This is a genomic window from Aliiglaciecola sp. 2_MG-2023 (assembly GCF_030548145.1).
GTDB classification, from domain to species: domain Bacteria; phylum Pseudomonadota; class Gammaproteobacteria; order Enterobacterales; family Alteromonadaceae; genus Aliiglaciecola; species Aliiglaciecola lipolytica_A.
The window spans coordinates 14,979-41,579 of the sequence record NZ_JAUORY010000017.1; the positions used below are offsets into that span (position 1 = coordinate 14,979).

Below are 26,601 nucleotides of genomic sequence, written 5' to 3' on the forward strand. Positions count from 1 at the left end.
CTAGTTAATATGAATGTCATATTACTATGCTGATAGTTACTCTGGAGGGCAAGTGTTTACAGGCAACTTTTAACCGAGAATTGTTAATGAGGGCGTAAACAAAACTTATACAGCTTGCTAAATGTGCTAGTAGTCGATGTGATTTGACAGCAGTCTCACAAATGAAGCTGTAGCGCCCCAAATGGTCTTGTCTTGCCAAGTTATGAAATAAATAGGGTGTTTAGCATTGTTACGTTTAACCCAATGAATAAGATGATTTTGTTTATCCATAAGGTGCAACAACGGTACTTCAAACACGTTGTCTACTTCGTTTCGGTCTAAAACAAGGTCGAACTCAGGCTCAACAAAGCTCAAAAAGGGCGTCACTTCAAAACGACTAACGGTGCGAAATTTGGGAAGGCTGCCAATCAAAGTGATTTTATCGGACGTCAGTCCTATCTCTTCTTGCGTTTCTCGCAGCGCTGTATGTGCTAAATTAATATCGCTGTCTTCTAGCTTTCCGCCGGGAAAGCTAACTTGTCCAGGGTGGTTCTTTAAGTGCATCGCGCGCTGCGTAAATAATACGGTTAACTGATCAGCCCGTTCAATAATCGGGATCAGCACAGCAGCGGGTTTACCGGCTTTCAGTAAGGGAAAATCCGCTTCAGGTTTGACTTGTCTAATATGTTGAAATCGACGAATAAACTCTTCTTTGTTCACTGGTCGTTGTCCAAAATAGGTAAAATTTTCGACACTTTATCTAAACTTTCCTGATATTCATCTTGAGGATTTGAATCTAGTACAATTCCACCGCCTGCCCAACAATATATCTGTGAATCTTCACATAATAAAGTGCGAATACAGATACTTGTATCCATATCACCGTTTCTATCTATATAACCAATGCTACCACAATAGATATTGCGTCTATCTGGCTCTAATTCATCAATGATTTCCATTGCCCGGATTTTCGGGGCTCCGGTAATCGAACCACCTGGAAACGCACCTTCTAATAAACTCAAGCTATCATTATCTGCTTTTAGAGTGCCAGTTACGGTACTGACTAAATGGTGCACCGCTTCGAAGGTTTCGATGGCGAAAAGTTCAGGTACTTGAATAGAATGATCTTCACAGGTTTTACTCAAATCATTTCGCAATAGGTCTACTATCATTAAATTCTCGGCACGATCTTTGTCGGAGTTTCTTAATTCTTCGATATTGTGTAGATCTGTTTTCAACTCCGTTGCCCGAGGCCGAGTGCCCTTGATGGGTTGGCTTTCGACCTGATTGTCTTTCACTTTTAAAAATCGTTCAGGAGAAATACTTAAAACTGTGCTGTTTAAAAGTTGAATGTAAGCAGAAAAAGGAGCTTGATTGGATTTTCTTAATTTTAAATATGCTTGCCAAGTAGAGCCGCTAAATCGGGCACTAAAACGTTGTGCTAAATTGACCTGATAACAATCACCCGCGCGCAAGTAATCCAGAATCCTTTGCAGCTTAGTCACATATTCGGCCTTCGACATATTTGCTTCCCAGCGTGTTTCCAACTTATATTTTTGCTGGGTTTCAGGATGGGCTGGGGCGTTGAGCAGATTTTCTATTTCACTTTTACTAGGCGCTGGTAAGCCGGGAATATCTGCCAGATAAAAAAGCCCAGTCTGATTATCTTTTATAACGCTCCAACCGTACACACCCACGGCCATATCAGAATTACTGTAGCCATCTTTCGCTAAGCTAGGCAAAGATTCATAACATCGGCCTAAATCATAGCCGAAAAAGCCCACAGCACCACTGGTGAAAGGTAAGCTTATTGGCGTTTCAGTCTCTATCGGTAGTGCTTTGGGGAGTGTGGATTTTAGCAAAGTACGCAAAATGTGAATTGGCTGACCTTCAATTTTCAGTACTTTTTGAATAGCAGAATACCCATTTTCTTGGTCATAAAAGTATTCTATTTCACACAAGTGCTGTTTGGCGGTAATCGCCGCTATAGGGTTGGCAACAAAAATATCAAAGCGGGCATTTTTGTGTGTGCTATTCGATGAATCCAGCAAAATCGACCATTTAGATTGGCAGAAATGCGCAAACAATTCCGTTATGTCTGTAGAAGGAGGAATAGCAAGTGTTTGAATACGAGAGCTTTTACAAGCGCTATGCTGCATGGAAATTTTACCAACAAATTTAAATTATACGCGTTTAGCGATGGAGCAATTGTTTCCAAGAGGGTATCATATTGGCGGATATTTAAGACACAAAAAACTTCCCTACAATTGATTTAGAGGCACCTATGGCACTCATTCGTCAACAAGATTTAATTGATAGCATTGAAGATGCATTACAATTTATTTCCTATTACCACCCAATAGACTACGTAAAAGCAGTTGAAGCTGCTTATAACAGAGAAAAAAGTCAGGCCGCAAAAGACGCCATGGCTCAGATACTGATTAACTCTCGTATGTCTGCAGAAGGAAAACGTCCACTTTGCCAAGATACAGGTATCGTTACCTGTTTTGTTAAAGTTGGAATGGGAGTGCAGTGGGATAAAACAGACATGACTGTACAGCAAATGGTAGATGAAGGTACGCGTCGTGCTTATCTTAATCCTGATAATCCACTTAGAGCTTCTATTGTATCTGATCCCGCAGGTGCTCGTAAAAATACCAAAGATAATACACCCGCTGTAGTGCACATCGATATGGTGCCAGGTGAAGGTATTGAAGTGATGATAGCGGCCAAAGGCGGCGGCTCTGAAAACAAATCGAAAATGGTTATGCTCAATCCAAGCGATGATATCGCTGATTGGGTGGTTAAAACTCTCCCAACTATGGGAGCTGGTTGGTGTCCACCTGGAATGTTAGGAATAGGTATTGGTGGTACTGCTGAAAAGGCTGCTGTCTTAGCCAAAGAAAGCCTGATGGATCCCGTGGATATTCAAGAATTGATGGAGCGGGGCGCGCAAACCACAGAAGAAAAACTGCGTTTGGATATTTTCAAAAAGGTTAACGATCTTGGTATTGGTGCACAGGGTTTAGGTGGATTGACCACAGTGGTGGACATCAAAATCAAGTCAGTACCTACCCACGCCGCATCAAAACCTGTTGCCATGATCCCCAATTGTGCAGCTACTCGTCACGCTCATTTTTATCTAGACGGAAGCGGCCCTGCAGAGTTGACTCCACCTAAATTAGAAGACTGGCCAGATATTACTTGGGAAGTGGGTGAAAATACTCGCCGAGTAAATCTGGATACTGTCACTAAAGAAGATATTTTGGACTGGAAAGTCGGTGAAACCGTTTTACTTTCAGGCAAAATGTTAACTGGCCGTGACGCGGCTCATAAGCGTATTCAAACTATGATGGATAACGGTGAAGGTTTACCTGAAGGGGTAGATCTAACTAATCGCTTTATTTATTACGTTGGCCCTGTTGATGCTGTGGGCGATGAAGCTGTTGGTCCTGCAGGACCAACAACCGCCACCCGTATGGATAAATTTACCGACATGATGCTGGAAAAAACCGGTTTAATGGGGATGATAGGTAAAGCCGAACGAGGACCTGCTACTGTTGATAGTATTGCTAAACACAAAGCTGTCTATTTAATGGCAGTGGGCGGCGCGGCCTATTTGGTATCAAAAGCGATCAAAAAATCCCGTGTTGTTGCTTTCGAAGACTTAGGAATGGAAGCAATTTACGAATTTGATGTTGAAGATATGCCAGTAACCGTTGCCGTGGATAGTACCGGAGCTAATGCTCACGAGACTGGTCCTGCAATTTGGAAAGTGAAAATAGAAGATTTAAACAAGAAGTTAGAATCCTCTAAATAAAAGCTACAAAAGTGCATCCTGTCTAGGATGCACTTAATCTACCTTGTCAAAAACTTCGTCATTTAAGCCAGTCATTTAGAATTAGAATCCATTAATATGAATTTAGATTTAGATCAAAATACCATTTTACTGTTAATCAGTGCCGCTTTTTTAGGGTTATTGTTAGGGGCATTGATAACCAATGTTATTAATCGTCAAAAGCATTTAGCTGAAAAGAAGCAAGAGCAACTGCAACAGGATCAAAATCGACAACAACTAGAAAATCAAATACTGCAACAGCATGACGAATTAGAAAAAATGCAGTTAAGAATTGATGAGGCCCACCAACAACAACTTGTGGCACAACGAAAATTTGGTGAGCTCGAACAAAAAAACCTGCAAATAGAACAATTAACTATACAGCTTGCTACTTGGCAGGAAAATGCCCAAAAAGCCAACGACAAGTCAAATAAGTACTATTCACAACTAGAGTCTCAAGCGGCTAGCTTTGCTCAAGAACGTATAGCCTTAGAAGACAAACTAGATTTACTTGCCAGTGCTGAAAAGCGTTTGCAGGAACAATTTGAAAATTTGGCGAATAAAATATTTGAACAAAAACAAGAGAAGTTTACACAATCAAGTAAAGCCGGATTGGACGCTCTTTTAACGCCACTGAAAGAGCAAATCGAAGGTTTTAAAAAGCAAGTTTCCGATCAGTATGTAAAAGAAGGGCAAGAGCGAGCTTCCCTTAAAACTGAGATTTTAGGACTCAAAGAACTCAATCAACAAATTACCCAAGAAGCAGCAGCTTTGACCAAGGCCTTGAAGGGCGATAATAAACAACAGGGTAATTGGGGTGAGGTTGTTCTAGAGCGCATTTTGACTGAATCTGGTTTACGTGAGGGACACGAGTTCGATACCCAAGTTAGCCTCAAGAATGAGTCGGGAAAACTGTATCAGCCAGACGTAGTGGTGCACTTACCTAACGACAAAGACATTGTTGTCGATTCTAAAGTGTCCCTTGCAGATTATGAACGCTATTTTAATTGTCAAGATGATGAGGTTGCCCGTAAACAATTTTTGCAAGCTCATACTAATTCTATTCGTAATCATATTAAGGAGCTGGGGAAAAAGGATTATCAAGATTTAAAAGGCATTCGCACACTCGATTATGTGTTGATGTTTATTCCCATAGAGTCTGCTTTTTTAGTGGCCATAGATCACGCGCCTGAGTTAGTAAAGTTGGCTCTGGACAATAATATTATGTTAGTTAGCCCCACTAACTTATTGGTGGCACTACGTACCATCAATAATATTTGGCAATACGAATACCAAAATCAGAATGCGCAAAAAATTGCCACTCAAGCTGGCAAGCTGTATGACAAATTTCATGGTTTCGTGGAAGATATGGAGAAGATCAGCAAATCCGTTGAATCAGTGCAAAAAAACGTAGACGCAGCAACCAATAAGTTAGTCTCAGGAAAGGGAAATCTTGTTCGTCAAATAGAACAATTTCGGCACCTTGGGGTGCAAACCAATAAACGTCTTAAACAAGAAATTGTGGATCAAGCCGATGATGAAAATATATAATAGAATAGCGTTAACTTTGGCTAAACATAATTTTATACATTTGATTTTATATCCAATAATTGGTTTGAATACTTTCTCTAATTTAGAACATTTATGTTATTTAATACGGACATTGTTTTAAAAATCTATTTTATTTAGGTACTTATAATAATTTTGTTAGTGTATCCCCTTACTTCAACCTTAAAAATGCACTAAAATGGATCCGATTTATATTGAAAATGGTTATTGTTGGTGCGCGCTAACTAGTAAGGTTAGCCGTGTCTCTGTTCGATAAGACTTTTGTTGTTTAAAGCACAAAGCTTGAGCTTTGTGGACTTGCACTGTTTTAAATCAATATTTACCGAAATATTTATATTTGGTTGTGTTCTCACTACAACTAATTTGTAGGCTACTACAAATTTTTATTTTAGATATGTTCGTGGTGTGATTGGGAAAATTTAGTGGCATACTTTTAGCATGTAATAAAAGTTACAAGTTACATCTGTAAAGTACGTTTAAAGATTTACGTAACTGATTTAGTCAATACTGTATAAACTTCAGTATGTAATCAAAATGAATAGTCTGTTTTGTGCAGATGATATTTTTTCAAATAAGGACTACGGAATGCATTACTTCAAACTGGCTGTAGCTAGTGCCACTTTGGTTTTCCAAGCAAATGTTGTAGCGCAACAACAACAGGCTGGCAGCATAGACTTGGGTGGGTTTGAACTTATTCCGTCTATTGAAGTTACCTATGCTTTAGATGATAACGTAACTAATGCTGCGAGTGACGAGATTGATAGTTGGAAAAGTACGTTTGTTCCCGAATTATTGTTATTGAATAATTTTGGAAATAACGTTGTTCAATTTGGTTATAGGTTGGAACGTGGCGATTATTATTCGAGTTCTGAAGATAACTACACAGATCATTTCGTAAGCGCTATGCTCGATTTAGAGCTCAATAGTCGCCATCGAGTGTCCACTACAATAGAGTATGAAGATGGTCATGATGCTCGGGGTACTGTTTACTCTATCGGCGCGGGTAATGATCTAGCTTCAATTGACACCTATAAAGGTTTAGATGGTGATCTGGTATACTCTTATGGCGGACTAACTGCAAGTGCGAGAATTGATTTCCGTTTAGCGTATCGTGATTTAGATTATGATCGCAGTGAAGAAAGTTATTTGGCAAGAGATCGAGACTTTAAGACAATTGGCAGTACTTTTTATTATAAAATTGCTTCCGCTACGGATATGGTTATCGATTACAGTCGTACCGATGTGACCTATCAATATACGCCGGTTGGAAGTGAAAGTTTTGATAGTACTAATTCAAGTATTTTAGTCGGACTGCAATGGGATTCTACCGCTGCTACTTCTGGTTACGCAAAAATTGGTTATCAAGAGAAAGATTTTGATTCTCAACAAAGAGACAAATTTAGTGGAGTTGATTGGGCACTTGGTGTTGTTTGGCAGCCTATTGATCGAAGTAATTTTGAGTTTTCTACTAAAAGTGATACCGATGAAACTAACGGTGAAGGAAATTTCATCGAACGCAGAACGTATTTAGCAAGATGGCAACATGATTGGTTAGATCGTTTATCAAGTGAGGCATATTATTCTTATATTGATGATTCTTATGAAGGTAGTGTCAATTCAAGGAAAGATGAAATTAATCGTTTAACGTTGGCCGCAAAATACCAATTTAGACGTTGGCTAACAATAGACCTTTCATATCAATATGATGAACGCTCTAGTAATCAGGACACAATTGATTATGATAAAAATCTCATTAGTATCGGCTTCACTGCCACTTTGTAATATTACTTAGGTTAATTAAGATGTTTAAGCGCTTAGTGGTTTTAATTGTATTTTTCTCTGTCTGCTTTTCGAGTATCGCCCAAGAAGAAGGTTTCAATCGCTACAAATTAGGCTCTGGCGATATCATTAATATCACTGTTTTTGGTCAAGAGGATCTAACTAAAGAGGTTAGATTGACTGATGTAGGAGTAATTAATTATCCGTTTTTAGGGGATATTAAAGCCATAGGACTTACTGCACCAGAGCTTGAAGCTCTTATTTATAATGGCTTGTTAGGTGACTATCTAATTGACCCATCGGTTTCTGTCACTATTGTTGAATATCGTCCTTTCTTTATTGATGGAGAAATCAAAAAACCTGGTGGGTATCCATACCAACCCGGCTTATCAATCGATAAAGCCGCAGCTCTTGCCGGCGGATATACCGAGCGTGCTTCAAAAACCAAAATACAAGTTGTTCGAAACGTTGATGGACTAGAGAAAACATTGGAAGTTCAGTCTACATTTATAGTTCTTCCTGGAGACATCGTAATTATTAAGCAAAGTTTCTTCTAATTTTAGGAATAGATGGTAAATTCAAAATAATATGACAAATGATAACCTTGATTCGAAGATCTTAGATTCAGAAAAAATTGATTTTGAACAAATATGGCACTCTATAAACCGATATTTTTGGCGCATTATTTTGTTGGCCACTTTGGTTACCATACTCGTTGCACTTATCGTTATTTCCATGACGCCAGCGTATAAAGCTAGCACTAGCTTATTAATTGAATCTGACCAAGCTAAAGTAACCTCTATTGAAGAAGTGTATGGCTTAGATTCTTCTAAAAAAGAGTATTTTGAAACCCAATACGAGATATTGCGTTCTCGTTATTTAGCTGAAAAAGTTACAGAACGATTGAATTTAAGTGCACACCCTGTGTTTAATGGTGAAAATAATAAAGGTGCTGTTTATGACAACTTAGTCGATTCGGTTAAACAACAAATGCGCGAATGGTTGCCTTTCTTACCTCAAAAAGAAGTGGATGTTTTAAATCCTAAACAGCAAGAAAATGTCTACTTTGAAACTGCAGTCAGAAACCTGATGAGTAATTTGAGCATTATGCCTGTCCGCAAAACTCAGGTGGTCAATATCCTGTTTGTAAGTGAAGATAAAGAAATGGCAGCAATTATTGCTAATACGTTTGCTGATCTCTATATCGAGACGTATTTAGAAGCAAAACTAACCATGACGGCTAAGGCGACTTCTTGGTTAAATGATAGTTTGCAGGGGTTGAAAAGTAAGTTAGATGTGTCTGAAAAAAAGCTTTCAGAATTCTATGAAACAGAACAATTAGTTGATATTGATGGTGTGGTTGGTTTAGCTGCAGAAGAATTACAACAGCGCAGTGAACAATTGCTCAAAGCTCAGAATAATCTTAAAACTAATCAAGCAATCTTCACTCAAATTAACGCTAAGAATGTTTCTATGGATGAGCTTTCTAGTTTGCCTGAAGTCATAAACCATCCATCAATACAAAATGTGAAACGTGAAGAAGTTTTAGCCAACAGTAAAGTCTCTGAGTTGACCGAAGTGTATGGTCCAAAGCATCCAAAAATGATTTCTGCCAAAGCTGAACTGGCATCTATTCAACAAAGTTTGAACAATCAAATTCGTTCACTTATTTCTGGAGTGAGTAGCGAGTATCGCATAGCCATTAATAAGGTAAATGATTTAAAAAATGAAGTTGAAATTGCTAAACAAGAATATCGCAAACTGACATCCCTTGAAAACAAGCGTCGGGCATTGCAACGAGAAGTCGATATTAACCAGCAATTGTACAATTCATTTTTTACGCGTTTAAAGGAGACCAGTGAATTAGGTGGATTTGAGACGGCTAACGCAAGAGTTTTAGATGCAGCAAAAGTGCCAAGGGAACCATTTAAACCAAAGAAAAGTTTAATCGTTGGCGCAGCATTTGCTGTTAGCCTTATGTTTGGTGTTATTTTAGCGCTGGTAATGGACGCGTTAAATCGAGGCATTCGCTCAGTTGAAGATGTTGAACGCAAATTAGGTCAGCGGATGCTTGGTATTATTCCTTGGCAACCGCACAAGAAGAGCGCTAACTTATCATTACGGCACTTTTTTAACAAAGAACACCACACATTTAGTGAAGCCGTCAGAACCTTACGTACTAGCTTACAATTACTAAATATCGATAAGCCTAGTAAAACTATTTTGGTTACCTCCAGCGTTCCAAAAGAAGGAAAAAGTACAGTTTCTATTAATTTGGCATTTGCTATTGGTCAACTTAGCAAAGTGTTATTAATTGATACGGACTTAAGAAAACCGAGTTTAGCTACCCAATTTGATTTGCCCGGGTTTCAACCTGGCGTCGCAAATTTAGTGGCGGGCACACATTCTATTGAAGAGTGCATTGTGACTGATGAGGTGTCTAATGTTGATGTACTTTGTGCAGGGACGATACCGCCAAACCCACAAGAAATTTTGGCTTCTGATAAGTTCAAAGCACTTATACGTTCTTTTGAAGCTGATTATGATCATATCATTCTAGATACTGCTCCCACACAAGCTGTAAGTGATGCTATCGTTGTTTCAAACCTTTGTGATTCAGTAATCTATGTCGTTCGAGCAGATAGTACAAGCGATAAAATCATAAACCTTGGTTTAAGTCGCTTTTTACAAATTGGGCATCGAGTTGATGGTGTTGTACTCAACCAAGTTGACCTTAAAAAAGCCGGTAAATCGGGTGAGTATTCAGGTTTTTATGATGCTTATGGTTACACTACGTATGAATCGGGTTCAAAATCAGTTTGATAGACTTACATAGTCATATACTGCCAGGGATAGACGACGGTGCCAAAGATTTACAATCTGCTTTAGATATGGCTCAGCAGGCGTTAGGAGTGGGGGTAGATAAAATGGTTTGTACCCCGCATATCCATATGGGATATTTTGATAACAATATTCAAATTATTAAAACCGTCTATCAAACATTATTGATGGCACTAAAAAAAACGGAATGTGAGTTAAAAATAGCATTTGCTGCTGAAGTTCGAATATGTCCGGAGATTATTCAGTGGGTTAAAACCAATGATATTCCCTATATTGGTCAGTGGCAGGGTCGCAAAGCTATGCTTTTAGAATTGCCGCACAGTCACATACCTCCTGGTAGTGACAAGTTAATACGCTGGTTAATGTCCAATCATATTCAGCCAATAATCGTTCACCCAGAGCGCAATAGAGACATTATTGCTAACTTCAAACGTATTTATCCCCTTAAAAGAGCTGGAGCAATCTTTCAAGTAACAGCTGGTTCAATAACAGGTCGATTTTCTCCATCAATTAGAGATATAGCATTTAAAATGCTTGACGAAGAACTAATCTCATTTGTTGCCTCAGATACGCACAATACAGACCGAAGACCAAATGATATGGGTTTATGTCGGGATGTTTTGTTAGATAGGGTAGGTGAACCGCTTAGTAGTCAATTGTTATTCGATACGCCAAAAAAAATAACTGAGCATCTGCAATGGTCGTAAAGAAGGGATTAATTAAACTTTGCGTTCCTATACTTTTGTCTGTTTTATGTTTATGGGCGGCTATCACCTCATATCGTTATGGCAGCGCTAATCTAAGTTATTATCGAGTAAGTAATATTCTTGATGAGTGGCAATCAAGTGGAGATAAACAGTCATTAGAGCAATATCAGTTGGCAAAAGTTATAATGCAGGAAGTTTTGATTAAACATCAAGGTAATCCGTTATATACAAGCACCATGGCTGAGGTTTATGAATGGGGTGCAATAGCTGGTTATGAAGATACGAAAACTGGGCTAGAACAAGCCAATGAATATTATAAAGCGTCATTAAAACTTAGGCCATCTTGGCCAGTTACTTGGGCATCGCTTGCAATGATTAAATGGCGGAAGCAAGAGTTTGACGATGAACTTTTGTATTACTTAAAACAAGCACATCATTATGGGCCATTAAAAACTGAAGTCCACGTTATTTATGCCCAACTAGGTTTAGCGTTATATCAATTTAATCATCCTATATTAATTAATTTTAAAGATGAATTTTATCGGCATTTAGCGCTAGGATTGCGCAATCCCAAAAGTCGCACTCTAGTTATTGACGCGATTAAGCAAAATGGCTTACAAAAGCAAGTTTGTAGATGGCTAAGAAATGAACCTGAAGCTACCTTATTGATGCTCAAAGGATGTGTGAAAAAAGTGATAAATAGCTAACCAGCAAACCAACTCCAAATTCCCAACGAAAAGTTTTCAAATAAATTGATCCCCAACGCAGATTTAATTAGATATAAGGTTAATAGTCCCAACAAACAGGAGAATATTAATAAACAGGTTAATAATAACGAGTTGAGGAATAATTGTCTTTTTTGCTGTTCCCTGGTTAACGATCTAAGGTTATGGCCAAATAAAAACACAGCATAATATCGTCGCCGGAATAAACCAAAAGTGGTTCGAAAATCTATACGATGTTTTCCCCATTGTCTGCAAGCTACTGCATTTCGTAAATGAGAAAGTTGAATTTCCGTAAACGATGCTTGAACTTCTTTAGGCATACGTGACAGCAAATTAATAATCGCTGGATCCTGTTCAATAGGTATACTAATTTTACGATTCATTAAGCTATCTCTCTTGCACTATAATTTGTCATTTTTAAAAATTTAACTATCCACGCTATTGCTAAAAAGATAACGAAATAGCTCGCGTTGGTAGGCGCCTGCAATGGAAAATCAACAGTCATATGGATCAGCATACCAATAATCGCCATTGCAGAAGCAAAAGCAGCACCTTTCATGTTTGATTTTTTTCTATGATGCATGGCATAAAATGCGTTATACAAACTAAGTATAGCTAATAAAGCAAGAAGGCTTGTGGCTGGCACGCCGTATTCAATCGTCATTTGTAAATAGTCATTGTGAGCATGGTCATAAAAGTTATGTACTTCATTTACTTTATACTGAGGAAAAACAGCGTAGTAACTACCTGCACCAGATCCAAAAAGTGGAAAATGAGAGATGATTGGAAGTGAATCTAAGAGTACCTCATCTCGACTCTCTTGAGTGAGACTAGTATTGACCAGTCTATCTTGAATCTTATCTAAACCAAACCAAGCACTAAGTATGAAAACATCAATTATGAACATACTAACAATTAAGATGCTCAGACTCCGGCTCTTATTTTTTATTAAAATAAGCGCCATAATGCCACAAATAGTCATTGAACAGAAAAAAGCTACATTACCCATGCGAGATTTAGACATAACCAACGCGATTACAATAATGGCTAAACTTATTCTAATCAGTGCTTTATTGCCTAATAAAGTGGTGATCACTGAGCGTAAAAAGTCGCGCGGGGTGCTAGGTTTTTCAGTTTGTAAACTTGCAACCATAAGACCTATTCCTGCTGATAGGCCGAGCATTAAATAATTAGCATAGTGATTTTTATATACGAAACTCCCAGTGACTGAATCTGAAACCGGTAAGCTAAATATTAGACTGTATTTCAAGCCTGAAAGTAACTCTAGCGTGCCATACAATGCTTGAAATGTTGCGCTTATCAATATGGTTAAAAGTACGAACCTTATTCTTTTATTGTCATTTACCAATGTGAGCATCACAACGAAAAGACAGAAGTAGTTGAAACTTTTTAACAATGCAATTTTTGATTGGCTTAGATCAAGACTTAGATAAAAATTTGATGTTTCTCCGCTCAATTGTATTGCATAGGCTTGTGGCGATAAAAAATGGAGTAGGGAAGAGGGAAGTGGAATAATTTGAATGATGGATATGACTAGAAAAATCAGCCATAAAATTATTGGGACTCTATATTGGTGTAATCCTAACCATGGCTTTTTCCAAGAAGTGGCTATACATCCTATCGTAAGGATATATGTCATTATTTGCATTATGCTCCAAGCCCATGGCCTATTTGAGCCGAGAGGTACTGGCATCCAAAAGATAATCAATAATAGAAAACAAAAAAGGAAGTATTGAAACGTATTTTTAGACAACTAAATTATGCTCATCTAAATGCAAAGTGTGTATCACTAATTTACCACATAGAATGAATTTATCATTCTTTAAACGTTGTTTTATAGAATTTTTATCAGCAGTCTTTGGTTAATGGAAATATTTAGTGTGGCTGTTGAGCGCTACCAAATTGGCATTTAAATCAGCTCTGGTAAAATAAAAGCACAAATAAAAAAGCCAGACTATTTAGTCCAGCTTTTTATTTTTAAAGATTTATATTCTTAATTAATTGATGCTGTGCTATCACCACCGCCTGCACCAGCTGCACCTATACCTGCTCCAAGAGGGGTAGGGGTTGCAGCAATAACCGCGTTAGCTGCTGTTGCTGCAGTTGCCGTACTTATTGAGCTGGGATCCGCTCCTGCCGCAATTGCAAGTAACATTGCATCTTCACCAGATATTTCACCAGTTAAAGTCGCAGCGGTAATCACTTCTTGTGCATAATCTGGATACAGTGTTACACCCAGTGAAACTATAGAATCAACATCATCAGGTAATGTTTCTATCGCAAGTTTAGTGGCATCGCTTAAGTCTGTGACGTTGCTTAAATCACCAATAAGTTCTTTGGAGACTACAAAGTTTTGAGAAACCAATTTTTGCGCTTCTCCACTAACTACACTATTTTCATTTCTAATGATATTTTTTAAAACTTGTCTATTTGCATCAACAATTGACATACCTTGATCTACTAAACCAAAAATAGCCAATTGAATTTGATATCCAGGTTGTGAGGGGTCACCATAAAAACTGTAGTTGCTAAGTTCTACCTCGTTTTTGGCTTGTTCATCATCAAGTGAGTATGTTTCTTCTGTTATAGGAGAGTGTTCATCAACATCATTTGATTGGTCATTTAATACTTTGGTGATAATTGAGGTACTTTGCTCGTCAACTTCCTCATTGGAATCGGTCGCTGTTTCAATCGTAACTTCTTCAACCAATTTTACGGATGTAATATTATCCATAAGTTGCTTCTTCGCTGCTTGGCTAGTGTTTACGGTTGTTACTGAGGTTTCACCAAATTCGAATTCAGACTCACTTAGTTCGTTAGAATTATCTTCAACCACAATAGATGCCGGTGTGTCTTTTTCAGTAACGTTAACATCGTTCTCTTTCAATGGAACAGATGCACCAATACTTTCATTAGGTTGTTTAGTGCAACCCACGACCGCCAATGACATGGTCAACACCAATAAGTTTAAAATTCGCATATTTTTACCTCTACTACTCATTCTCGGCAGCATTGTACCTTTGCTAGTATGTTTTTTAAACTCTTTAATTTATTTAAATTTTACCTAATGCGAAGACTATCTATTTGGCTTCACAATTTACGATTGTATAGGGATTGGTTTACTAATATAAAAGCCCTGAACATGATCGACAAATAACTCCTGCAAACAGCGTGCCTCTAATTCTGTTTCAACTACTTCTGAGATAACTTTAATATTTAAACCATGGGCGATACTCACCAAAGTTTGGACGAACAATTGATTATCCGGTTCATTGTGTATTTGCCGAGTGTATCTTCCGTCTATTTTCAAATAGTCTGGTCGTATTTTTTGTAAGTGACTAACTGCGGCTAGTTGCGCCCCAAAACGTTCAACGGTGATTCTCACACCCTTACTTTTTAGTTTAGCGACTAATTTGTCTAGTCCTTGCAAATGATTAACTAACGCTCTTTCTGGAATTTCTACCACAATTCTAGCGCAAAGTGCGCTTTCTTGGGGCAATTCATCTATTAACCATTGATGAAAACGTTGTTTAGCCAAAGATGAACGTGTGACATTAATACCAATAGTATCGGAATGAACATTCAATTGATTTATAGCATCGCGAATTACCATCTCATCCAATTGCTGGCTAAAGTCTAATCGCATAGATGCTGGAATGAGTTGTGCCATTGGTAATGGCGATAAGGTGTTGGGTAGCGTAAACCTAGCAAACCACTCTTTATAAATGATCTGACCGTCCCAACTTTGAATTGGTTGAGCGACAAAATTAATACTCCCCTCAGTTACCAATAGTTGCAGTTGGTCTCGCCAAATAGCATTGCTTTGTCGGATGTCTAGATTGCTCGCTATTTGCCATTTTTTAGGCAATTCCAATGCGCTTGCTAGTGCACTATCGGCGCTTTCTAAAACTTTAGTAAAGTTATCTCCATAGCTAAATTTACTGATGCCTATATGGGCTGTTCCTTGGGCAAACTCAGTTTTTTCAATATCATTAAATTGATTTACAAAACTATCGGCAAGTTGCTGGCAGTTTTCTAAGTCATTGTCTTCGATAATCACAGCAAAATCAGCCCCGCTTATTCTGTAAATTGACACCGTCGAATCTGGTTCAATAGCATGCTGGTTAAGAATTTTCCAAACCGCTTTGATGTAGGCGTCCCCATTTTGAACACCATATTGTTTGTTTACGTGAGCTAAACTATTGAGTCTGACTATAAAAACATAGCCATTGGGCTGATGTTCAATATCGGCTAACATATTTGTTAGGGTTAATTTGAATGCACGTCTGTTATCTGCCCCTGTTAGGCTGTCTGTATATGCGAATTGTCGATAACGCTCAGCTTGGTCTGCGAGTTGAGTGAAAATTTTGGAAAGCATAGCTGACATTTTATTGATAGCTAAAACAAATTCTCGGAGTTCTGGTGTCCTGGGAAGTGGATTAATTTGGTCAAACCTTCGTTGACTTATTGATGTTGCTTGGGAAACAACAGCCTTAATTGGAGTCGTAATTATTTTGACTAAGTACAAATTAAACAATAATGCCAGAATAAAAATCACGGCGAACATCAACATCGTCTGTTTAGTATTGTTCCATAATTGCTTATAACCAATGCCTGGATTGCTGATCACACTTAGGCTCCCAACTATGCTCCAGCCTGAATTTATTTGTGTTTTAGCAACGGGAGGGTTGAGCGGGAACAAATCAATAAACCAATTTGGAACCGTATCAATCTGTGAAGGGTTAAGTTTTTCAAGTAGGGTGTTATCATCTAAATCTTTTAAGGTAATCGATAGATAATAGCCACTATCAAAAATTGCATTCACCATGGTTTCGATAACAGGAATATCTGACTCTTCCCCCATATAAGGAGAAATAGATAACCCGAGAGACGTAGCAGCATCCTGAGCATGTGAGGATAGCTGTTGAGTCACAAATTCACGAGTTTTGCTAACATTGATCCAAATTGAACCAATAAATACGCAACAAAGCACTAGCAAAAGGCTTAGACCTAATTGTCTAGAAAGTGGCATTTATATGTACTCCTTTGATTTACAAACCCTGTTCGATTCGTTTCGTTAAGTCTTCCCATAGACTGTTATTGCCGCCGGATTGAACTTGACGTCCACGTCCTTGGGCTTTTGCCATCCACAACCCATCACCATTAAAGCTATAAATTGGCAATAAATCTTGTCGTTTTGATGCTGGCAGGATGCGGGGATTTATATTATCTAAAACAAGTGGGATAGCATTTGGTGAATCATAATAGGCAAGTACCATGTGAGCTTGATTTACCTGTAACGCTTTTACATACATCAGTCGCAAATTCTTGGCAGGTACGCCTAATTCTCTCAAACTAAAATATTTTGCAATAGTGAAATCTTCACAATCACCGCCATGGGTACCTAGAAACTCCAATGGCGTCGCCCAATAATCATTTTTTCCCCAATGAATATCGTCATCGACAAAATCCAGTTGATTAAAAAAGTTATTCACTAAATACAGTTGTTCATCAATATCTTCATCTTGGTTTTCAATTAGTAGATTTTGCCAATTGATAATTCTTTCCAGCGCATCAGAGCCATATTTCTCTAATACTGAATCTAAAACTTTTTGTGAAAAATTGATATTGGAGTACGCGCTGTAATGAAAGGCGAATATTATAAGCAGACTGCAAATTGTCCATTTGAAAAGCGTCATCAAATAAAGGCTATGTTATTGTTTATGATAATTTTAATAAATGTATTCAAATGTCATAAAATCCCAATGGTCTAGACGCTATATAATGTAGAACAAACTAAATCATACGATAGGAAAATAATTAATTCTATAAGCTAATGGTTTTATTTTATCGATATTAACTGTTGCATTGAATCAGCAAAGAGGGGCTAGCGTAGTGTAACATCATAGTTTGGCTAGGTACGACTTAATTTGATTTGGGAATCGTTAACGATACTATTTAAAATAGACTAAGAAGTTTTTATTTTTAATTCAAATCAATGAATTTACATAAAGCTATTTTATAGCCCGTAGCTGGTCAAAAATCGTACGTTACACTGTCAGATTACTTTACACGTTTGTCATGAAATGTTCTGCAAAGGTTGTCTTTATTCCCTTAAATAAATTTTAATTTTATTAAGTTGTTGATTTTTATGTTAAATTTATTTTCTGTCTGTTTGTTTGGTGTGGTGGTATGGAATTTGCTGTTAAATAGATAGTAAGTCAATTAATAGTTTTATCAGGAGTATCAAATGAAAACTAGTTTAGGTTTGTCAATTTTGTGTGGTGTGTCGATGTTGTTTGCATCAGTTTCCGCCAATGCATCCTTATTGACTTTCAATGGTCAAAGTATTAACGCGTTGGATTTAGACGGTGTTAGTAGTTCTTTCGAAGAGTTTTATGATTACCGCATGGTGTCGGCTAACACTGGATTAGAAGTAGTTGATACAGTGGTAATGTACGTTGCCGAATTGGCTGGTGAGTATGCAATATTTACCACTGCGAATAAATTTGGTTCAGGTGGCGTTAATGGCAACCTAAGTGTTGATATAACCGCTACTTCAGGTGCTGTAACTTTTACTGATGATCCGAAGGAAATGCCAAGTGCATTTGAAATGATGTTTCAGTGGGCTGGCAATTTGACTGATGGTTATATCTATTCTGGTATGGATTCAGTGTTTACCTTCTCAGCTGCTATGAGTAGCTTGAAAGGCATCAATGGTGTCCAATTTGTTGATTTCTTAGATGGTAGTTTTGATTCAGCCAGCTATAGTAATGTAATGGATATCGATGGTGATTTCGTAATAAGTGCTAGTGCTAGTGACAGTGCTAGTGCAGTGCCTGAGCCATCAATTATTTTATTATTGTCTTTAGGTTTGTTGTCATTGTTTAGACGTAAAGTAAGAAGTTAAGTTAAAACGGAAACGTTTTCACCATAACACTAAATAAATTCAGCCAGAACAAATTGTTCTGGCTTTTTTTTTTGTAAGATTCAAACAAAAACCCCAGTTATTCTAATCATCTTTTCTAATACATTATTTATACGTATATATTGATTCACTTTTTATTTTTATATTAAAAAGAGAGGCGTGTGATGTATTGGTGTGGATAGTGTTATATTTCACGTGTAAATTAACCGAATACGCTAATTCTTCTTATCAGTAGAAAAGCCCCCTATGCAAGGTGCAACAAATCTATCAGTTAAAATAAGGATTATCCTCAGTGTCAACTAAAACAAATAGTTACTATCCCTATTTTGATTATTTAAGAATTATTTTAGCTAGCGTTGTCATGTTCGTCCATGCTTGACTTTCTCCTTGGACACCTAGTGGAAAGTTGGCAGTAGATATATTTTTTGCATTAAGTGGTTGGCTTATTGGAGGCATATTACTCGAAACAAAGAGAAAAGATCTTCCAAGGTTTTATTTCAACAGAGCGATTCGTATATGGGTGCCATATTATATCGCCTTAATATTGTTGCTGTTGCTAAGTCTAATGACAGATCCTCTTGATGGGTAATGGTTTGAATTCGTCATCTATAAATTTACGCAAGTATACAATATATTTGGCCCTCCACAGTTAGAGGCGTGTAAGCAGTGCATGCCATTGAACGGCATCGGTAATCATTTTTGGAGTGTCAATGCAGAAGAACAATTTTATCTGTTAGCGCCTTTATTGCTAGTTCTATTACCCAATATTGGAAGGCATATTGCAACTTATGTATACGTAGTTGCTGTAGTTTGGTTTTTCTGGATTTATCCTCCCATTTCACTCGGTGTTTTAGCCGCGATAATAAACAAACAGTTTCCCAAATTTTATTTGATTAAAAGTATCAAAATTGTCATTTTACTGGTTTTTATAGGGGCTTGTTTTGGTGTGGCTTCAACCCATGATTTTCGTTCTTATGAATACAGGTTATTCTCACTGTTTCTAGGGATAGGCCTTGTTTTAATTCTTGCTCGCGAGTGTAAAAAACTACATTTGGTACGCTTATGGGGGGGGTCTTATCCATTATATTTAAATCATTGGATAGGCATAGTATTTGTTAACGCTGTTTTTAGTTATTTATCATGGAATGACGGAATTATTAAATTTACCCTAATGGCTATTTTAAATATTGGCTTTGCGGGATGTTTATTTTGGTATGTTGAGAGGGTGGCTTTATCTCATCGAAATAGGCTCTTTACTCAGCGCAGGGGAATTACTTTAATGACGATTGCTTATGTTATGGTAATGATTGGCTTAATCTATGGTTTAAGCCAATAGCATTGAAATAGATTTAGAAGATATTTTATTTTTTTATAATTTGGCTCTTCGATTTTGTTTTGTAAAAAAATAAACAACTAAATATTACCGTAAATAAGTAATGGGTAAATTCTTGGTGACGTAAAATGATGTGTTGCATCAGACTCCAAATAAAGTAGATCAAAATAAAGACAAAAATAACCCGTGAATGTTGGCTCATTTTAGACTTATTTAGCGCGCTTACAGACAACCCTAGTAGTTGAAAAAACACATATAGAGCTAGCAGTAGGCCAATAATACCTAATTGCAGTACGGTTTCAAACCAGCCGTTGTGCATGCTCATAGGGCCCCATTCTAAGAGTATTCGGATATACTCTCCGCCCATGCCACCTTCATATTTCCAGAAAGCATTATAACCAAAACCGAGAAAAGGATTTTCCATGACAGATTCAATGCCATAGTGCCATAAATCTGTGCGTCCGGTTAAGGTTGGATCTTTACCTAACAATAACAAAAGGTATTCATAGGTAAATATAAGAATAGACGTTGTTATGAATACCAGAATAAATGCCGCAAACGAATTAACCATGATGCTTTTCTGATTTCCGTAAAACAGTTTAGAAATATAGAAAAATGCTGGCAGCATTAATGTCAGAACCAGTGCTGTCGCTGATTTATTTCCTAGCATCAGGAAACAAGCCATGGCAAAAATAGCCATATTTACCGTATTACGCTTAAACAAAGCAAAGGATAAACAGAAATAATACACCAGCACTTGTCCGAGTCGGTTCTTTTCAGGAAAGACACCTCTAAAAGCGACCTCGTCAACATAAGTCGATACGCCATACTCTGGCATGGCTAGAACATATATAAATGACAATACAATTATTGTGCAAAGTACAAAGTAGATTTGTTTAAGAATTGATTTTGCAGAAAAACTATAGCCGACAATGATAGCAAAGCAGGTTAGCAAGACCATTTGAGAGGAACTATAAATAGATAAACTAAATAAACCCGACCAAAGACAAGATACTAAACAAAGTAGTAGCAGAGATAAAAAGGGTAAATTTTGTTTAAAAAAATCGAGTAGCTTTTTGTAGTAAATAACAGAAAAAAAGGTGAATAACAGGTATACCGGTAACCACAAAAACAACCTCAATTGGGAGTTGCTTTCTTCTAGCTGATCTCTAACATCAGGACCAGCTATAAGGAAATCAACGACGGCCCCTGTAGACAGAAACAGCGAAAATATAAATGTTAGCTGGATTAACTTTTTGTAACTAACCGAAAAATCGTGCATAGATTACTTTTGTTAAAAAAATTGGAATACCTATTACATAACGATTGAATAGGCGTAAAGGTTCTTTCATTAGGCGATAAAGCCATTCTAGTCCAAACTTCCGCACGAATTCTGGTGCCCGAGTAAATTTACCCGATAAGAAATCAAGTATAGCGCCACCATTTATTATCAATATGTCCCCGCTATAATGATTTTTTAAGTATTCTGAAAATAGTTCTTGTTTCGGCATACCCATTCCTAAAACAAGATACTCAGGTTGATTATTTTCAATAAATGACATCATGGTAGGGAAGTCATTAAAGCCATCAAGATGGTTAACGACATTGACACCCTTATTGATACACACTTCAGATGCCTTAGTTACAGATACTTTATCCGAACCGATAAAAACAAAGCGTTTGCTACTATGAACCTGCATGATTTTGGGGATCAAGTCTGTACCATTTAGGTTATAGCCAGCCTGCTTTCCGAAAAACCACAATAACATTTTTACACCGATACCATCTCTAAATAGGACATCGACATGCAATAGTGCGTTTTTAAATTCTGGATTTGATTCACACAGATTGCATGCGTGAGCATTGGCAAATGCAATAATCTTAACTCCTTTATTTGTAGATAGAGTGTCGATATGCTCAAGCGCTGATTCTTGATCTACAAATATGGCTAATTTTTGAGTGATATCTTTCATTTTTTTACTGCCATTCTAAGTCTTGAAATTAATTTATCTCCCATAATTCCTTTCACCGTCATCCAGATTATGGTTTTTTTAGCGATTGATGAATTGAACAAGCAGCCATAAATCGTAGTCAGTGAAAAATTTATGTTGCGGTAAAAGTAGTAGGGCATGACAAAGCGAAGATAAAAGCATTGTAAATAAGACCTGCCGATACTTGAGTTAACCTGTTCTAAAAATGTAGTGGCTTGTGTATAGTTCTTGTCTAAACTTAATCGGCCTTCAATTTGTAAATTATTCCACGTTACTAACGGTTTATCTATAAATACGATATTTTCTGCATGATTAAAGGCTTCTATAAAATATAAAAAATCTTCATATTGCACCAAGTTCTGATTAAAGGTTAATTGTTCAGCTAATTCACGACTCAGAAAAAAAGAACTTACCTGTGCAAAATTTCCGTGTTCAAATAGATATTCTTCACCGCATTTGTATTCTGTAATCGGTGATTTTGGTAAAACTTCGGAATATCCATCTTTAATGACTTCTGTTTTACTCATACAAAAAATAGTGCCTGAGTAGATATTTGCTTGTTTTACATTTTCAGCTAATTTTTCAGGAAACCACGAATCATCTGAATCGAGGAAAGCAATATACTCACCATCAGCTATATTTACGCCTTGGTTTCTTGAATATGAAACACCCTTATTTCCAGGGTTACGTATCACAAGATGTTTGAATTGGATATCACCGTGATACTTATCTAACGAGTCCTGTAAAGGTATGCTAGAGAAATCGTCGACAAAAATAACCTCAAAATTGTCATAGGTTTGTGAGTTTAAAGACTTTATCAACTGATAAACTTCTTTTTCCCTATTATATACAGGGATCACCACAGACACTTTAGGATTTATTTTAGTTTGCACAGTGTTGTTCGAAAACATTATGGGTACTCATTTCTTCAAACCAAAGCTGGGCCATTTTCTTTTGACCGTTAATATTCGGATGAACCCAATCCAAGGTATCTGAATTAGTCATTCCTGGACGTTCATTCCAGCCAACATAATGTTTTACTGCAAATACATTAAGTTGCTCAGATTTTGCCTTTGCTATAGTGTTTTCGATTGCTGTTCTTACCTTTTGTATATTTCCATAGTTTTGATTCAACAGAGAAACTAAAATCAGCGAATCAGGATTCATTTCAACCAATATTCTGATCAGTTTGCCCAATGGAATCTCAACGTCATTGTGTAAATCAGTGGATTTTCTATCATTAGTGCCAATATGTATGAGACTAATATCGGGCTTGCCAAAATTATCCTTTAATCGTTTAATTTGCTCATATAGCTCGTTTGTTTTAATGCCATAATAACCTTGATGATCCTTATCAAATTCCAATGCTTTATATTGAGGCCATTCAAAGCCTGTTTTATGGGCGTGATTCCTAGTGCCTATGAAATCAAAGCATATTTGTTTATCAGTTAATAATTTAAATAACTCGTAACGATAAGTATATTCTTCAGCCTTTTTTCCACCTTGGGTAATTGAATCTCCAATAAACAAGATATTCGTTTGTTTACTGTACGCTTGTGGACCTAAAAAAAGTAATCCAATAAAACTTAAAAAAGTGAATGATAGGTTTTTAATAGGCATGTCATGTACTGCTGAATGGAAAATTTATTATCAAAGGTTATTGTTGCTGCTGATATTAAATCAGCGCGCAATACTTGGTCATTCTGTAATCTTTTAATATTAACGTAAAGCGATTTTGCTGAGCCCACTTCCATGAACAAACATTCTTTTTCATGGGTGAATACTTCACCAATCGAGCCTACTGGCGTACAAATAACCGGCACTGCCTGAGCCATCGCTTCGAGTATTACCATAGGAAGGCCTTCGTTATATGAAGGTAAGATAAGAATATTGGAGTCAGCCATTAATTTTAATGTGTTCTCTCGAGATGTCCAACCGTGAAATATGCATTGATCTTCAAGATCTTCCTTCTTCGCTTGTTCTCTATATTTTTCTACTTCTCCACCACCGATAAAGTGCATTGTATAATCATAGTCTTGTTTTAATTGTTTCGCTGCCTCAATGGCCAAACTAACCCCTTTTCTTTCTGAAAGGTTTGCAATCATCGCGATAGAAAAATTCTGGTTAGTCTTAACTGGGATTTGATGTCGCGCAACTGCGTTAAACATTATTTGAATTGGTGCGTGGTTTGGAATGGCATTTTCTAAAAATACCTTCCATTTTTCACCGAGTACAATATTTAGCGTGCAATTGCGTATACAATATTGAACTACCTTTCGACTGAGACCACCACAGTGTTCGTAAAATGGGATTAACTCAGCGCCGTGGTGATGCAAAACAGTTGGGACTTTAAATAGCCTTGCAATGAAAATAAAGCAAAATTTACGATAAAAACTCGAACGTTCAGAAACGTTGATATGAAGCAATACGTCTTTTCTATTTTTGAGTAATTCTGCGGTTACAAGGAATAGGGCACGGAACAAATATAAAAACGACAATAGAAAACCAATTTCGCCGCGGGAATCAAATACCTTAACTTTGATATCTGTTTCGTTTTGCAAATAGTCTTTTATGTTTTTGGCAACCGTTCCCATACCGCCACCTAACTCATCGCCTCCGGGTGAAACGATTAATACTTTCATTTTACATAACCCTTAAAAATACTACTTTTGAGTCTGGTGGTAATATCGTCAAAATTTAAAATGGCACTGTATTTATTTGTTTTACTAGTCTTTTTCCATTTGGTACTACTGGAGTCTAACGTCAAGCTTTGGATATTAAGGTAGCCTTTAATTTCAGCCTCTAAAATACTAAAATCCTTGACTAAATCTTCATATACGAAATAACTGTAATTTTTTGAAAATAGACGAATGAGAGATGGAAATATGCGTTTTTTAATTGATTCTTTCCATAAACGACTATAAATGGTTCTATATTTCAAATGAAAGCCGTCGTAGGTAAGTTCTTTTTCGGCGTGATAGATGCCTGTTTTATAAGCAATACACTTAGATAGTGCCATCTCAAAGATATTTTTACGTTCGACGTTAATAACTAAAACATTTGGACTTGCCAGCAGTTTTAACAAACCAGTATTACGTCTTACTTGATCATACATGACTTTAAAAACGGTTATTTTCTGGTCTTCAGCCAAGACCTTCTTTACATAGTTTATTGAAGATGAATCGTTATATTTGTCTTTGTATTCCAAATAAAATAAATCTGGTTTCAATGCCGGATCACCTTTAAATTCTGGTGAACGAATTTCTCTAAATACTTCTCCGAAAACGTTGAAACTAGTTTCTTGTTTCAATACTTGCATTATCCATGTTGTACCACTGCGTTGGGTTCCAACAAGGACTATTGTATCTATTGCTGCATTTGTCATTTTAATTCCCATGGCAGTTCTGTCATCCCTAATATTTCTTTTAATTCTTGATCTGGTTCTTTTAATTGGGTAAGTAATTGGTTTTTAAAATCAACTTCAATAGGTTCAACAATTTCACTAATGTGTAATTTATTCTTGTTATAAAGTCCACCTAGCAATGATGTTTCTTTTAGGTCATTTAGTACATTTTTTAATTTTAACGTTCGTAATATATCGCCACCAAACTCAAACATACTGCCAATGATTGGGTTTTTATTCTGCAAACTGGCGTTTACCGCTGATACTTCCATAAGTTCGAGTTGATCGATGTCTAAAAATTGGCAAAGGTCATTACTTACTTTTTGAGGATTATTTTTCACGTTCTCTTGAAAGACGACATGAATATTATCTAACGTAAAATACTGCATCCATTTCTTAAGATGTTCTGCATAGCTAGATTGAATGAAATACAATGGATTATTATTGAATGCATTTTCAAACTTGATATTTTCGCCTGTTATATTTCCCGCCCTTACTTCATGTAAATGGTTAGAGAACATTCTTTTAATTGGATCTCTGAGAGATAACACAATTTTCATATCTTTGTTGTAATCGAAAACCCGTTGAGGAACATCCGAATTATAAAAATAAGAAGGCGATATTTCACCGACAACTGATTTTTCTAAGTTTGAAAAATTAGATTCGTACCATTCATACCCTTTATCATAGTAATATGAGAAAAAATCTAATTCTTTTACGTCAGACAAACAGGCTTGTGGACTGTTCCTTAGTACTTCATATATCCATGAAGAAGCACACTTTTGTGCCCCAATCCCTATAAAATTAATCATTTAGTAATACCGTTATTTGGTTAAGCATTTTGAGTGAAATTAACAATGCCATAAAGCTGACAATACCTGAACTGGCTGCCATGTAATAAGGATTTCCCATAGTACCAAAGAGAACATACAAAGACAGTAAGCAGGCTAATAGAACAAGACTGATAATCAATACGCGGGTATGAAAACCTAACGCAGAGAGCAACCTAAAAATGGGTTGGTACATAGCCATAAATATTTGTGAAAAACCCAATATATATATAAAAGTAAACACGTCCTGGGACAGTTTTTCTGGTAAGACACGTTGCAACGTACTCTGCATCAGGAAAATACAAATCAGCATAACTAACACAGGCACAAGACCGAACAAAATAGCCCGAGCCAAAAGTGCTTTATCTAATATTTTTTTGGTGGAATATCGATGTATCAATTTGGGTAAATACAAGCTTAGACTTACGTCTTTAAACATTGCCATGTTAGCTACGACTAAAACGGCAAAGCCAAAATACCCCAAGGTATCTGAAGCGAAATACATCCCAAAGATAATGACTAGCCCCTGCAATAATGCAATAGGGAAAAAACCAGAAAGCCACATCGAAGTCGAAACGGATAGCCAATGTTTTATGGGCCAATTTTGTCTATTGGAAAATGACGGCCTCAAAGAACAAATCAAAACTATCAAGCAAA

Annotated in this window: 25 protein-coding genes; 10 read left to right on the forward strand and 15 right to left on the reverse strand. The window is 36.9% G+C overall.

What is annotated here, in order from left to right:
* Positions 1 to 126: 126 nt before the first annotated feature.
* Positions 127 to 699, reverse strand: a complete 573-nt coding sequence (locus Q4567_RS15730) for a CoA pyrophosphatase (RefSeq protein ID WP_216046413.1) — start codon at positions 697 to 699, stop codon at positions 127 to 129.
* Positions 696 to 2,138 (reverse strand): aminodeoxychorismate synthase component I, encoded by a 1,443-nt coding sequence (pabB, locus tag Q4567_RS15735; RefSeq protein ID WP_303501004.1) that lies wholly within the window; start codon positions 2,136 to 2,138, stop codon positions 696 to 698. Before pabB ends, Q4567_RS15730 begins: the two co-directional genes overlap by 4 nt.
* 125 nt (positions 2,139 to 2,263) lie before the next feature.
* On the opposite strand from pabB, the gene Q4567_RS15740 reads away from it, so the two are divergent.
* The 7 genes from Q4567_RS15740 to Q4567_RS15770 all read left to right on the forward strand — a co-directional run bounded on the left by Q4567_RS15740 (position 2,264) and on the right by Q4567_RS15770 (position 11,420).
* Complete coding sequence (locus Q4567_RS15740; RefSeq protein ID WP_303501006.1) at positions 2,264 to 3,799, forward strand: fumarate hydratase; 1,536 nt, start codon at positions 2,264 to 2,266, stop codon at positions 3,797 to 3,799.
* A 96-nt stretch (positions 3,800 to 3,895) separates the two neighbouring features.
* Positions 3,896 to 5,368: a DNA recombination protein RmuC gene (rmuC, locus tag Q4567_RS15745; RefSeq protein WP_303501008.1), complete on the forward strand. Its 1,473-nt coding sequence runs from the start codon at positions 3,896 to 3,898 to the stop codon at positions 5,366 to 5,368.
* A gap of 552 nt (positions 5,369 to 5,920) precedes the next feature.
* The gene (locus Q4567_RS15750) at positions 5,921 to 7,168 is read left to right on the forward strand and encodes an outer membrane beta-barrel protein (protein WP_303501009.1); all 1,248 of its coding nucleotides are present in this window, start codon (positions 5,921 to 5,923) and stop codon (positions 7,166 to 7,168) included.
* 20 nt (positions 7,169 to 7,188) lie between these two features.
* Positions 7,189 to 7,722 carry a polysaccharide biosynthesis/export family protein gene (locus Q4567_RS15755; protein WP_303501010.1) on the forward strand — a complete coding sequence of 178 codons (534 nt, stop codon included), beginning with the start codon at positions 7,189 to 7,191 and terminating at the stop codon, positions 7,720 to 7,722.
* Between the two features lie 31 nt (positions 7,723 to 7,753).
* Positions 7,754 to 9,988 carry a polysaccharide biosynthesis tyrosine autokinase gene (locus Q4567_RS15760; protein WP_303501011.1) on the forward strand — a complete coding sequence of 745 codons (2,235 nt, stop codon included), beginning with the start codon at positions 7,754 to 7,756 and terminating at the stop codon, positions 9,986 to 9,988.
* Positions 9,985 to 10,713 carry a tyrosine-protein phosphatase gene (locus tag Q4567_RS15765; protein WP_303501012.1) on the forward strand — a complete coding sequence of 243 codons (729 nt, stop codon included), beginning with the start codon at positions 9,985 to 9,987 and terminating at the stop codon, positions 10,711 to 10,713. Before Q4567_RS15760 ends, Q4567_RS15765 begins: the two co-directional genes overlap by 4 nt.
* Positions 10,704 to 11,420, forward strand: a complete 717-nt coding sequence (locus Q4567_RS15770; protein ID WP_303501014.1) for a VpsP family polysaccharide biosynthesis protein — start codon at positions 10,704 to 10,706, stop codon at positions 11,418 to 11,420. Before Q4567_RS15765 ends, Q4567_RS15770 begins: the two co-directional genes overlap by 10 nt.
* Here Q4567_RS15770 and Q4567_RS15775 read toward each other — a convergent pair.
* The 5 genes from Q4567_RS15775 to Q4567_RS15795 all read right to left on the reverse strand — a co-directional run bounded on the left by Q4567_RS15775 (position 11,417) and on the right by Q4567_RS15795 (position 17,158).
* Positions 11,417 to 11,821 (reverse strand): 3-phosphoshikimate 1-carboxyvinyltransferase, encoded by a 405-nt coding sequence (locus Q4567_RS15775; protein ID WP_303501016.1) that lies wholly within the window; start codon positions 11,819 to 11,821, stop codon positions 11,417 to 11,419. The two genes, Q4567_RS15770 and Q4567_RS15775, sit on opposite strands and share 4 nt — an antisense overlap.
* Positions 11,821 to 13,107, reverse strand: coding sequence for an O-antigen ligase (locus Q4567_RS15780; RefSeq protein WP_303501017.1), 1,287 nt, complete (start codon positions 13,105 to 13,107; stop codon positions 11,821 to 11,823). Before Q4567_RS15780 ends, Q4567_RS15775 begins: the two co-directional genes overlap by 1 nt.
* A gap of 345 nt (positions 13,108 to 13,452) precedes the next feature.
* Positions 13,453 to 14,439, reverse strand: coding sequence for a hypothetical protein (locus tag Q4567_RS15785; protein ID WP_303501018.1), 987 nt, complete (start codon positions 14,437 to 14,439; stop codon positions 13,453 to 13,455).
* A 117-nt stretch (positions 14,440 to 14,556) separates the two neighbouring features.
* Positions 14,557 to 16,491 carry an EAL domain-containing protein gene (locus Q4567_RS15790; RefSeq protein WP_303501019.1) on the reverse strand — a complete coding sequence of 645 codons (1,935 nt, stop codon included), beginning with the start codon at positions 16,489 to 16,491 and terminating at the stop codon, positions 14,557 to 14,559.
* 19 nt (positions 16,492 to 16,510) lie between these two features.
* Positions 16,511 to 17,158, reverse strand: coding sequence for a transglutaminase-like cysteine peptidase (locus tag Q4567_RS15795; RefSeq protein ID WP_303501021.1), 648 nt, complete (start codon positions 17,156 to 17,158; stop codon positions 16,511 to 16,513).
* Between the two features lie 551 nt (positions 17,159 to 17,709).
* Between Q4567_RS15795 and Q4567_RS15800 the strand changes: the two genes are divergently transcribed.
* The 3 genes from Q4567_RS15800 (at position 17,710) to Q4567_RS15805 (ending at position 19,723) form a co-directional block, all read left to right on the forward strand.
* On the forward strand, positions 17,710 to 18,369 hold the full coding sequence (locus Q4567_RS15800; RefSeq protein ID WP_303501022.1) for a PEP-CTERM sorting domain-containing protein: 660 nt from the start codon (positions 17,710 to 17,712) through the stop codon (positions 18,367 to 18,369).
* Positions 18,370 to 18,793: 424 nt separating this feature from the next.
* Positions 18,794 to 18,976 carry an acyltransferase family protein gene (locus Q4567_RS22265; RefSeq protein WP_368509181.1) on the forward strand — a complete coding sequence of 61 codons (183 nt, stop codon included), beginning with the start codon at positions 18,794 to 18,796 and terminating at the stop codon, positions 18,974 to 18,976.
* A gap of 81 nt (positions 18,977 to 19,057) precedes the next feature.
* Positions 19,058 to 19,723 carry an acyltransferase gene (locus Q4567_RS15805; RefSeq protein ID WP_303501023.1) on the forward strand — a complete coding sequence of 222 codons (666 nt, stop codon included), beginning with the start codon at positions 19,058 to 19,060 and terminating at the stop codon, positions 19,721 to 19,723.
* A gap of 25 nt (positions 19,724 to 19,748) precedes the next feature.
* Here the strand turns inward: Q4567_RS15805 and Q4567_RS15810 are convergent, their stop codons facing one another.
* Genes Q4567_RS15810 through Q4567_RS15845 form a run of 8 tightly spaced genes read right to left on the reverse strand, consistent with a single transcriptional unit; the run spans position 19,749 to position 26,509 of the window.
* Positions 19,749 to 21,002: an O-antigen ligase gene (locus Q4567_RS15810; protein WP_303501024.1), complete on the reverse strand. Its 1,254-nt coding sequence runs from the start codon at positions 21,000 to 21,002 to the stop codon at positions 19,749 to 19,751.
* Positions 20,983 to 21,693: a WecB/TagA/CpsF family glycosyltransferase gene (locus Q4567_RS15815; RefSeq protein ID WP_303501025.1), complete on the reverse strand. Its 711-nt coding sequence runs from the start codon at positions 21,691 to 21,693 to the stop codon at positions 20,983 to 20,985. The genes Q4567_RS15810 and Q4567_RS15815 overlap by 20 nt, the downstream gene beginning before the upstream one ends.
* Positions 21,690 to 22,604, reverse strand: a complete 915-nt coding sequence (locus Q4567_RS15820) for a glycosyltransferase family 2 protein (RefSeq protein WP_303501026.1) — start codon at positions 22,602 to 22,604, stop codon at positions 21,690 to 21,692. The genes Q4567_RS15815 and Q4567_RS15820 overlap by 4 nt, the downstream gene beginning before the upstream one ends.
* Positions 22,594 to 23,331: an SGNH/GDSL hydrolase family protein gene (locus Q4567_RS15825; protein WP_303501027.1), complete on the reverse strand. Its 738-nt coding sequence runs from the start codon at positions 23,329 to 23,331 to the stop codon at positions 22,594 to 22,596. Before Q4567_RS15825 ends, Q4567_RS15820 begins: the two co-directional genes overlap by 11 nt.
* Positions 23,298 to 24,353 carry a glycosyltransferase family 4 protein gene (locus tag Q4567_RS15830; protein WP_303501028.1) on the reverse strand — a complete coding sequence of 352 codons (1,056 nt, stop codon included), beginning with the start codon at positions 24,351 to 24,353 and terminating at the stop codon, positions 23,298 to 23,300. Before Q4567_RS15830 ends, Q4567_RS15825 begins: the two co-directional genes overlap by 34 nt.
* A complete protein-coding gene (locus tag Q4567_RS15835; protein ID WP_303501029.1) occupies positions 24,350 to 25,096 on the reverse strand; it encodes a hypothetical protein in 747 nt (248 codons plus the stop codon). Before Q4567_RS15835 ends, Q4567_RS15830 begins: the two co-directional genes overlap by 4 nt.
* Positions 25,093 to 25,926 (reverse strand): sulfotransferase domain-containing protein, encoded by an 834-nt coding sequence (locus Q4567_RS15840; RefSeq protein WP_303501030.1) that lies wholly within the window; start codon positions 25,924 to 25,926, stop codon positions 25,093 to 25,095. Before Q4567_RS15840 ends, Q4567_RS15835 begins: the two co-directional genes overlap by 4 nt.
* On the reverse strand, positions 25,919 to 26,509 hold the full coding sequence (locus Q4567_RS15845) for a hypothetical protein (RefSeq protein ID WP_303501031.1): 591 nt from the start codon (positions 26,507 to 26,509) through the stop codon (positions 25,919 to 25,921). The genes Q4567_RS15840 and Q4567_RS15845 overlap by 8 nt, the downstream gene beginning before the upstream one ends.
* Positions 26,510 to 26,601: the final 92 nt, after the last annotated feature.

What these genes read in the sequence shown, in the direction of transcription:
- pabB (WP_303501004.1), bottom strand. Translation starts at nt 2,138, where the DNA reads ATGCAGCATAGCGCTTGTAAAAGCTCTCGTATTCAAACACTTGCTATT.
- Q4567_RS15740 (WP_303501006.1), top strand. Translation starts at nt 2,264, where the DNA reads ATGGCACTCATTCGTCAACAAGATTTAATTGATAGCATTGAAGATGCA.
- rmuC (WP_303501008.1), top strand. Translation starts at nt 3,896, where the DNA reads ATGAATTTAGATTTAGATCAAAATACCATTTTACTGTTAATCAGTGCC.
- Q4567_RS15750 (WP_303501009.1), top strand. Translation starts at nt 5,921, where the DNA reads ATGAATAGTCTGTTTTGTGCAGATGATATTTTTTCAAATAAGGACTAC.
- Q4567_RS15755 (WP_303501010.1), top strand. Translation starts at nt 7,189, where the DNA reads ATGTTTAAGCGCTTAGTGGTTTTAATTGTATTTTTCTCTGTCTGCTTT.
- Q4567_RS15760 (WP_303501011.1), top strand. Translation starts at nt 7,754, where the DNA reads ATGACAAATGATAACCTTGATTCGAAGATCTTAGATTCAGAAAAAATT.
- Q4567_RS15770 (WP_303501014.1), top strand. Translation starts at nt 10,704, where the DNA reads ATGGTCGTAAAGAAGGGATTAATTAAACTTTGCGTTCCTATACTTTTG.
- Q4567_RS15775 (WP_303501016.1), bottom strand. Translation starts at nt 11,821, where the DNA reads ATGAATCGTAAAATTAGTATACCTATTGAACAGGATCCAGCGATTATT.
- Q4567_RS15780 (WP_303501017.1), bottom strand. Translation starts at nt 13,107, where the DNA reads ATGCAAATAATGACATATATCCTTACGATAGGATGTATAGCCACTTCT.
- Q4567_RS15785 (WP_303501018.1), bottom strand. Translation starts at nt 14,439, where the DNA reads ATGCGAATTTTAAACTTATTGGTGTTGACCATGTCATTGGCGGTCGTG.
- Q4567_RS15790 (WP_303501019.1), bottom strand. Translation starts at nt 16,491, where the DNA reads ATGCCACTTTCTAGACAATTAGGTCTAAGCCTTTTGCTAGTGCTTTGT.
- Q4567_RS15795 (WP_303501021.1), bottom strand. Translation starts at nt 17,158, where the DNA reads ATGACGCTTTTCAAATGGACAATTTGCAGTCTGCTTATAATATTCGCC.
- Q4567_RS15800 (WP_303501022.1), top strand. Translation starts at nt 17,710, where the DNA reads ATGAAAACTAGTTTAGGTTTGTCAATTTTGTGTGGTGTGTCGATGTTG.
- Q4567_RS15805 (WP_303501023.1), top strand. Translation starts at nt 19,058, where the DNA reads ATGCCATTGAACGGCATCGGTAATCATTTTTGGAGTGTCAATGCAGAA.
- Q4567_RS15810 (WP_303501024.1), bottom strand. Translation starts at nt 21,002, where the DNA reads ATGCACGATTTTTCGGTTAGTTACAAAAAGTTAATCCAGCTAACATTT.
- Q4567_RS15815 (WP_303501025.1), bottom strand. Translation starts at nt 21,693, where the DNA reads ATGAAAGATATCACTCAAAAATTAGCCATATTTGTAGATCAAGAATCA.
- Q4567_RS15825 (WP_303501027.1), bottom strand. Translation starts at nt 23,331, where the DNA reads ATGCCTATTAAAAACCTATCATTCACTTTTTTAAGTTTTATTGGATTA.
- Q4567_RS15830 (WP_303501028.1), bottom strand. Translation starts at nt 24,353, where the DNA reads ATGAAAGTATTAATCGTTTCACCCGGAGGCGATGAGTTAGGTGGCGGT.
- Q4567_RS15835 (WP_303501029.1), bottom strand. Translation starts at nt 25,096, where the DNA reads ATGACAAATGCAGCAATAGATACAATAGTCCTTGTTGGAACCCAACGC.
- Q4567_RS15840 (WP_303501030.1), bottom strand. Translation starts at nt 25,926, where the DNA reads ATGATTAATTTTATAGGGATTGGGGCACAAAAGTGTGCTTCTTCATGG.
- Q4567_RS15845 (WP_303501031.1), bottom strand. Translation starts at nt 26,509, where the DNA reads ATGTGGCTTTCTGGTTTTTTCCCTATTGCATTATTGCAGGGGCTAGTC.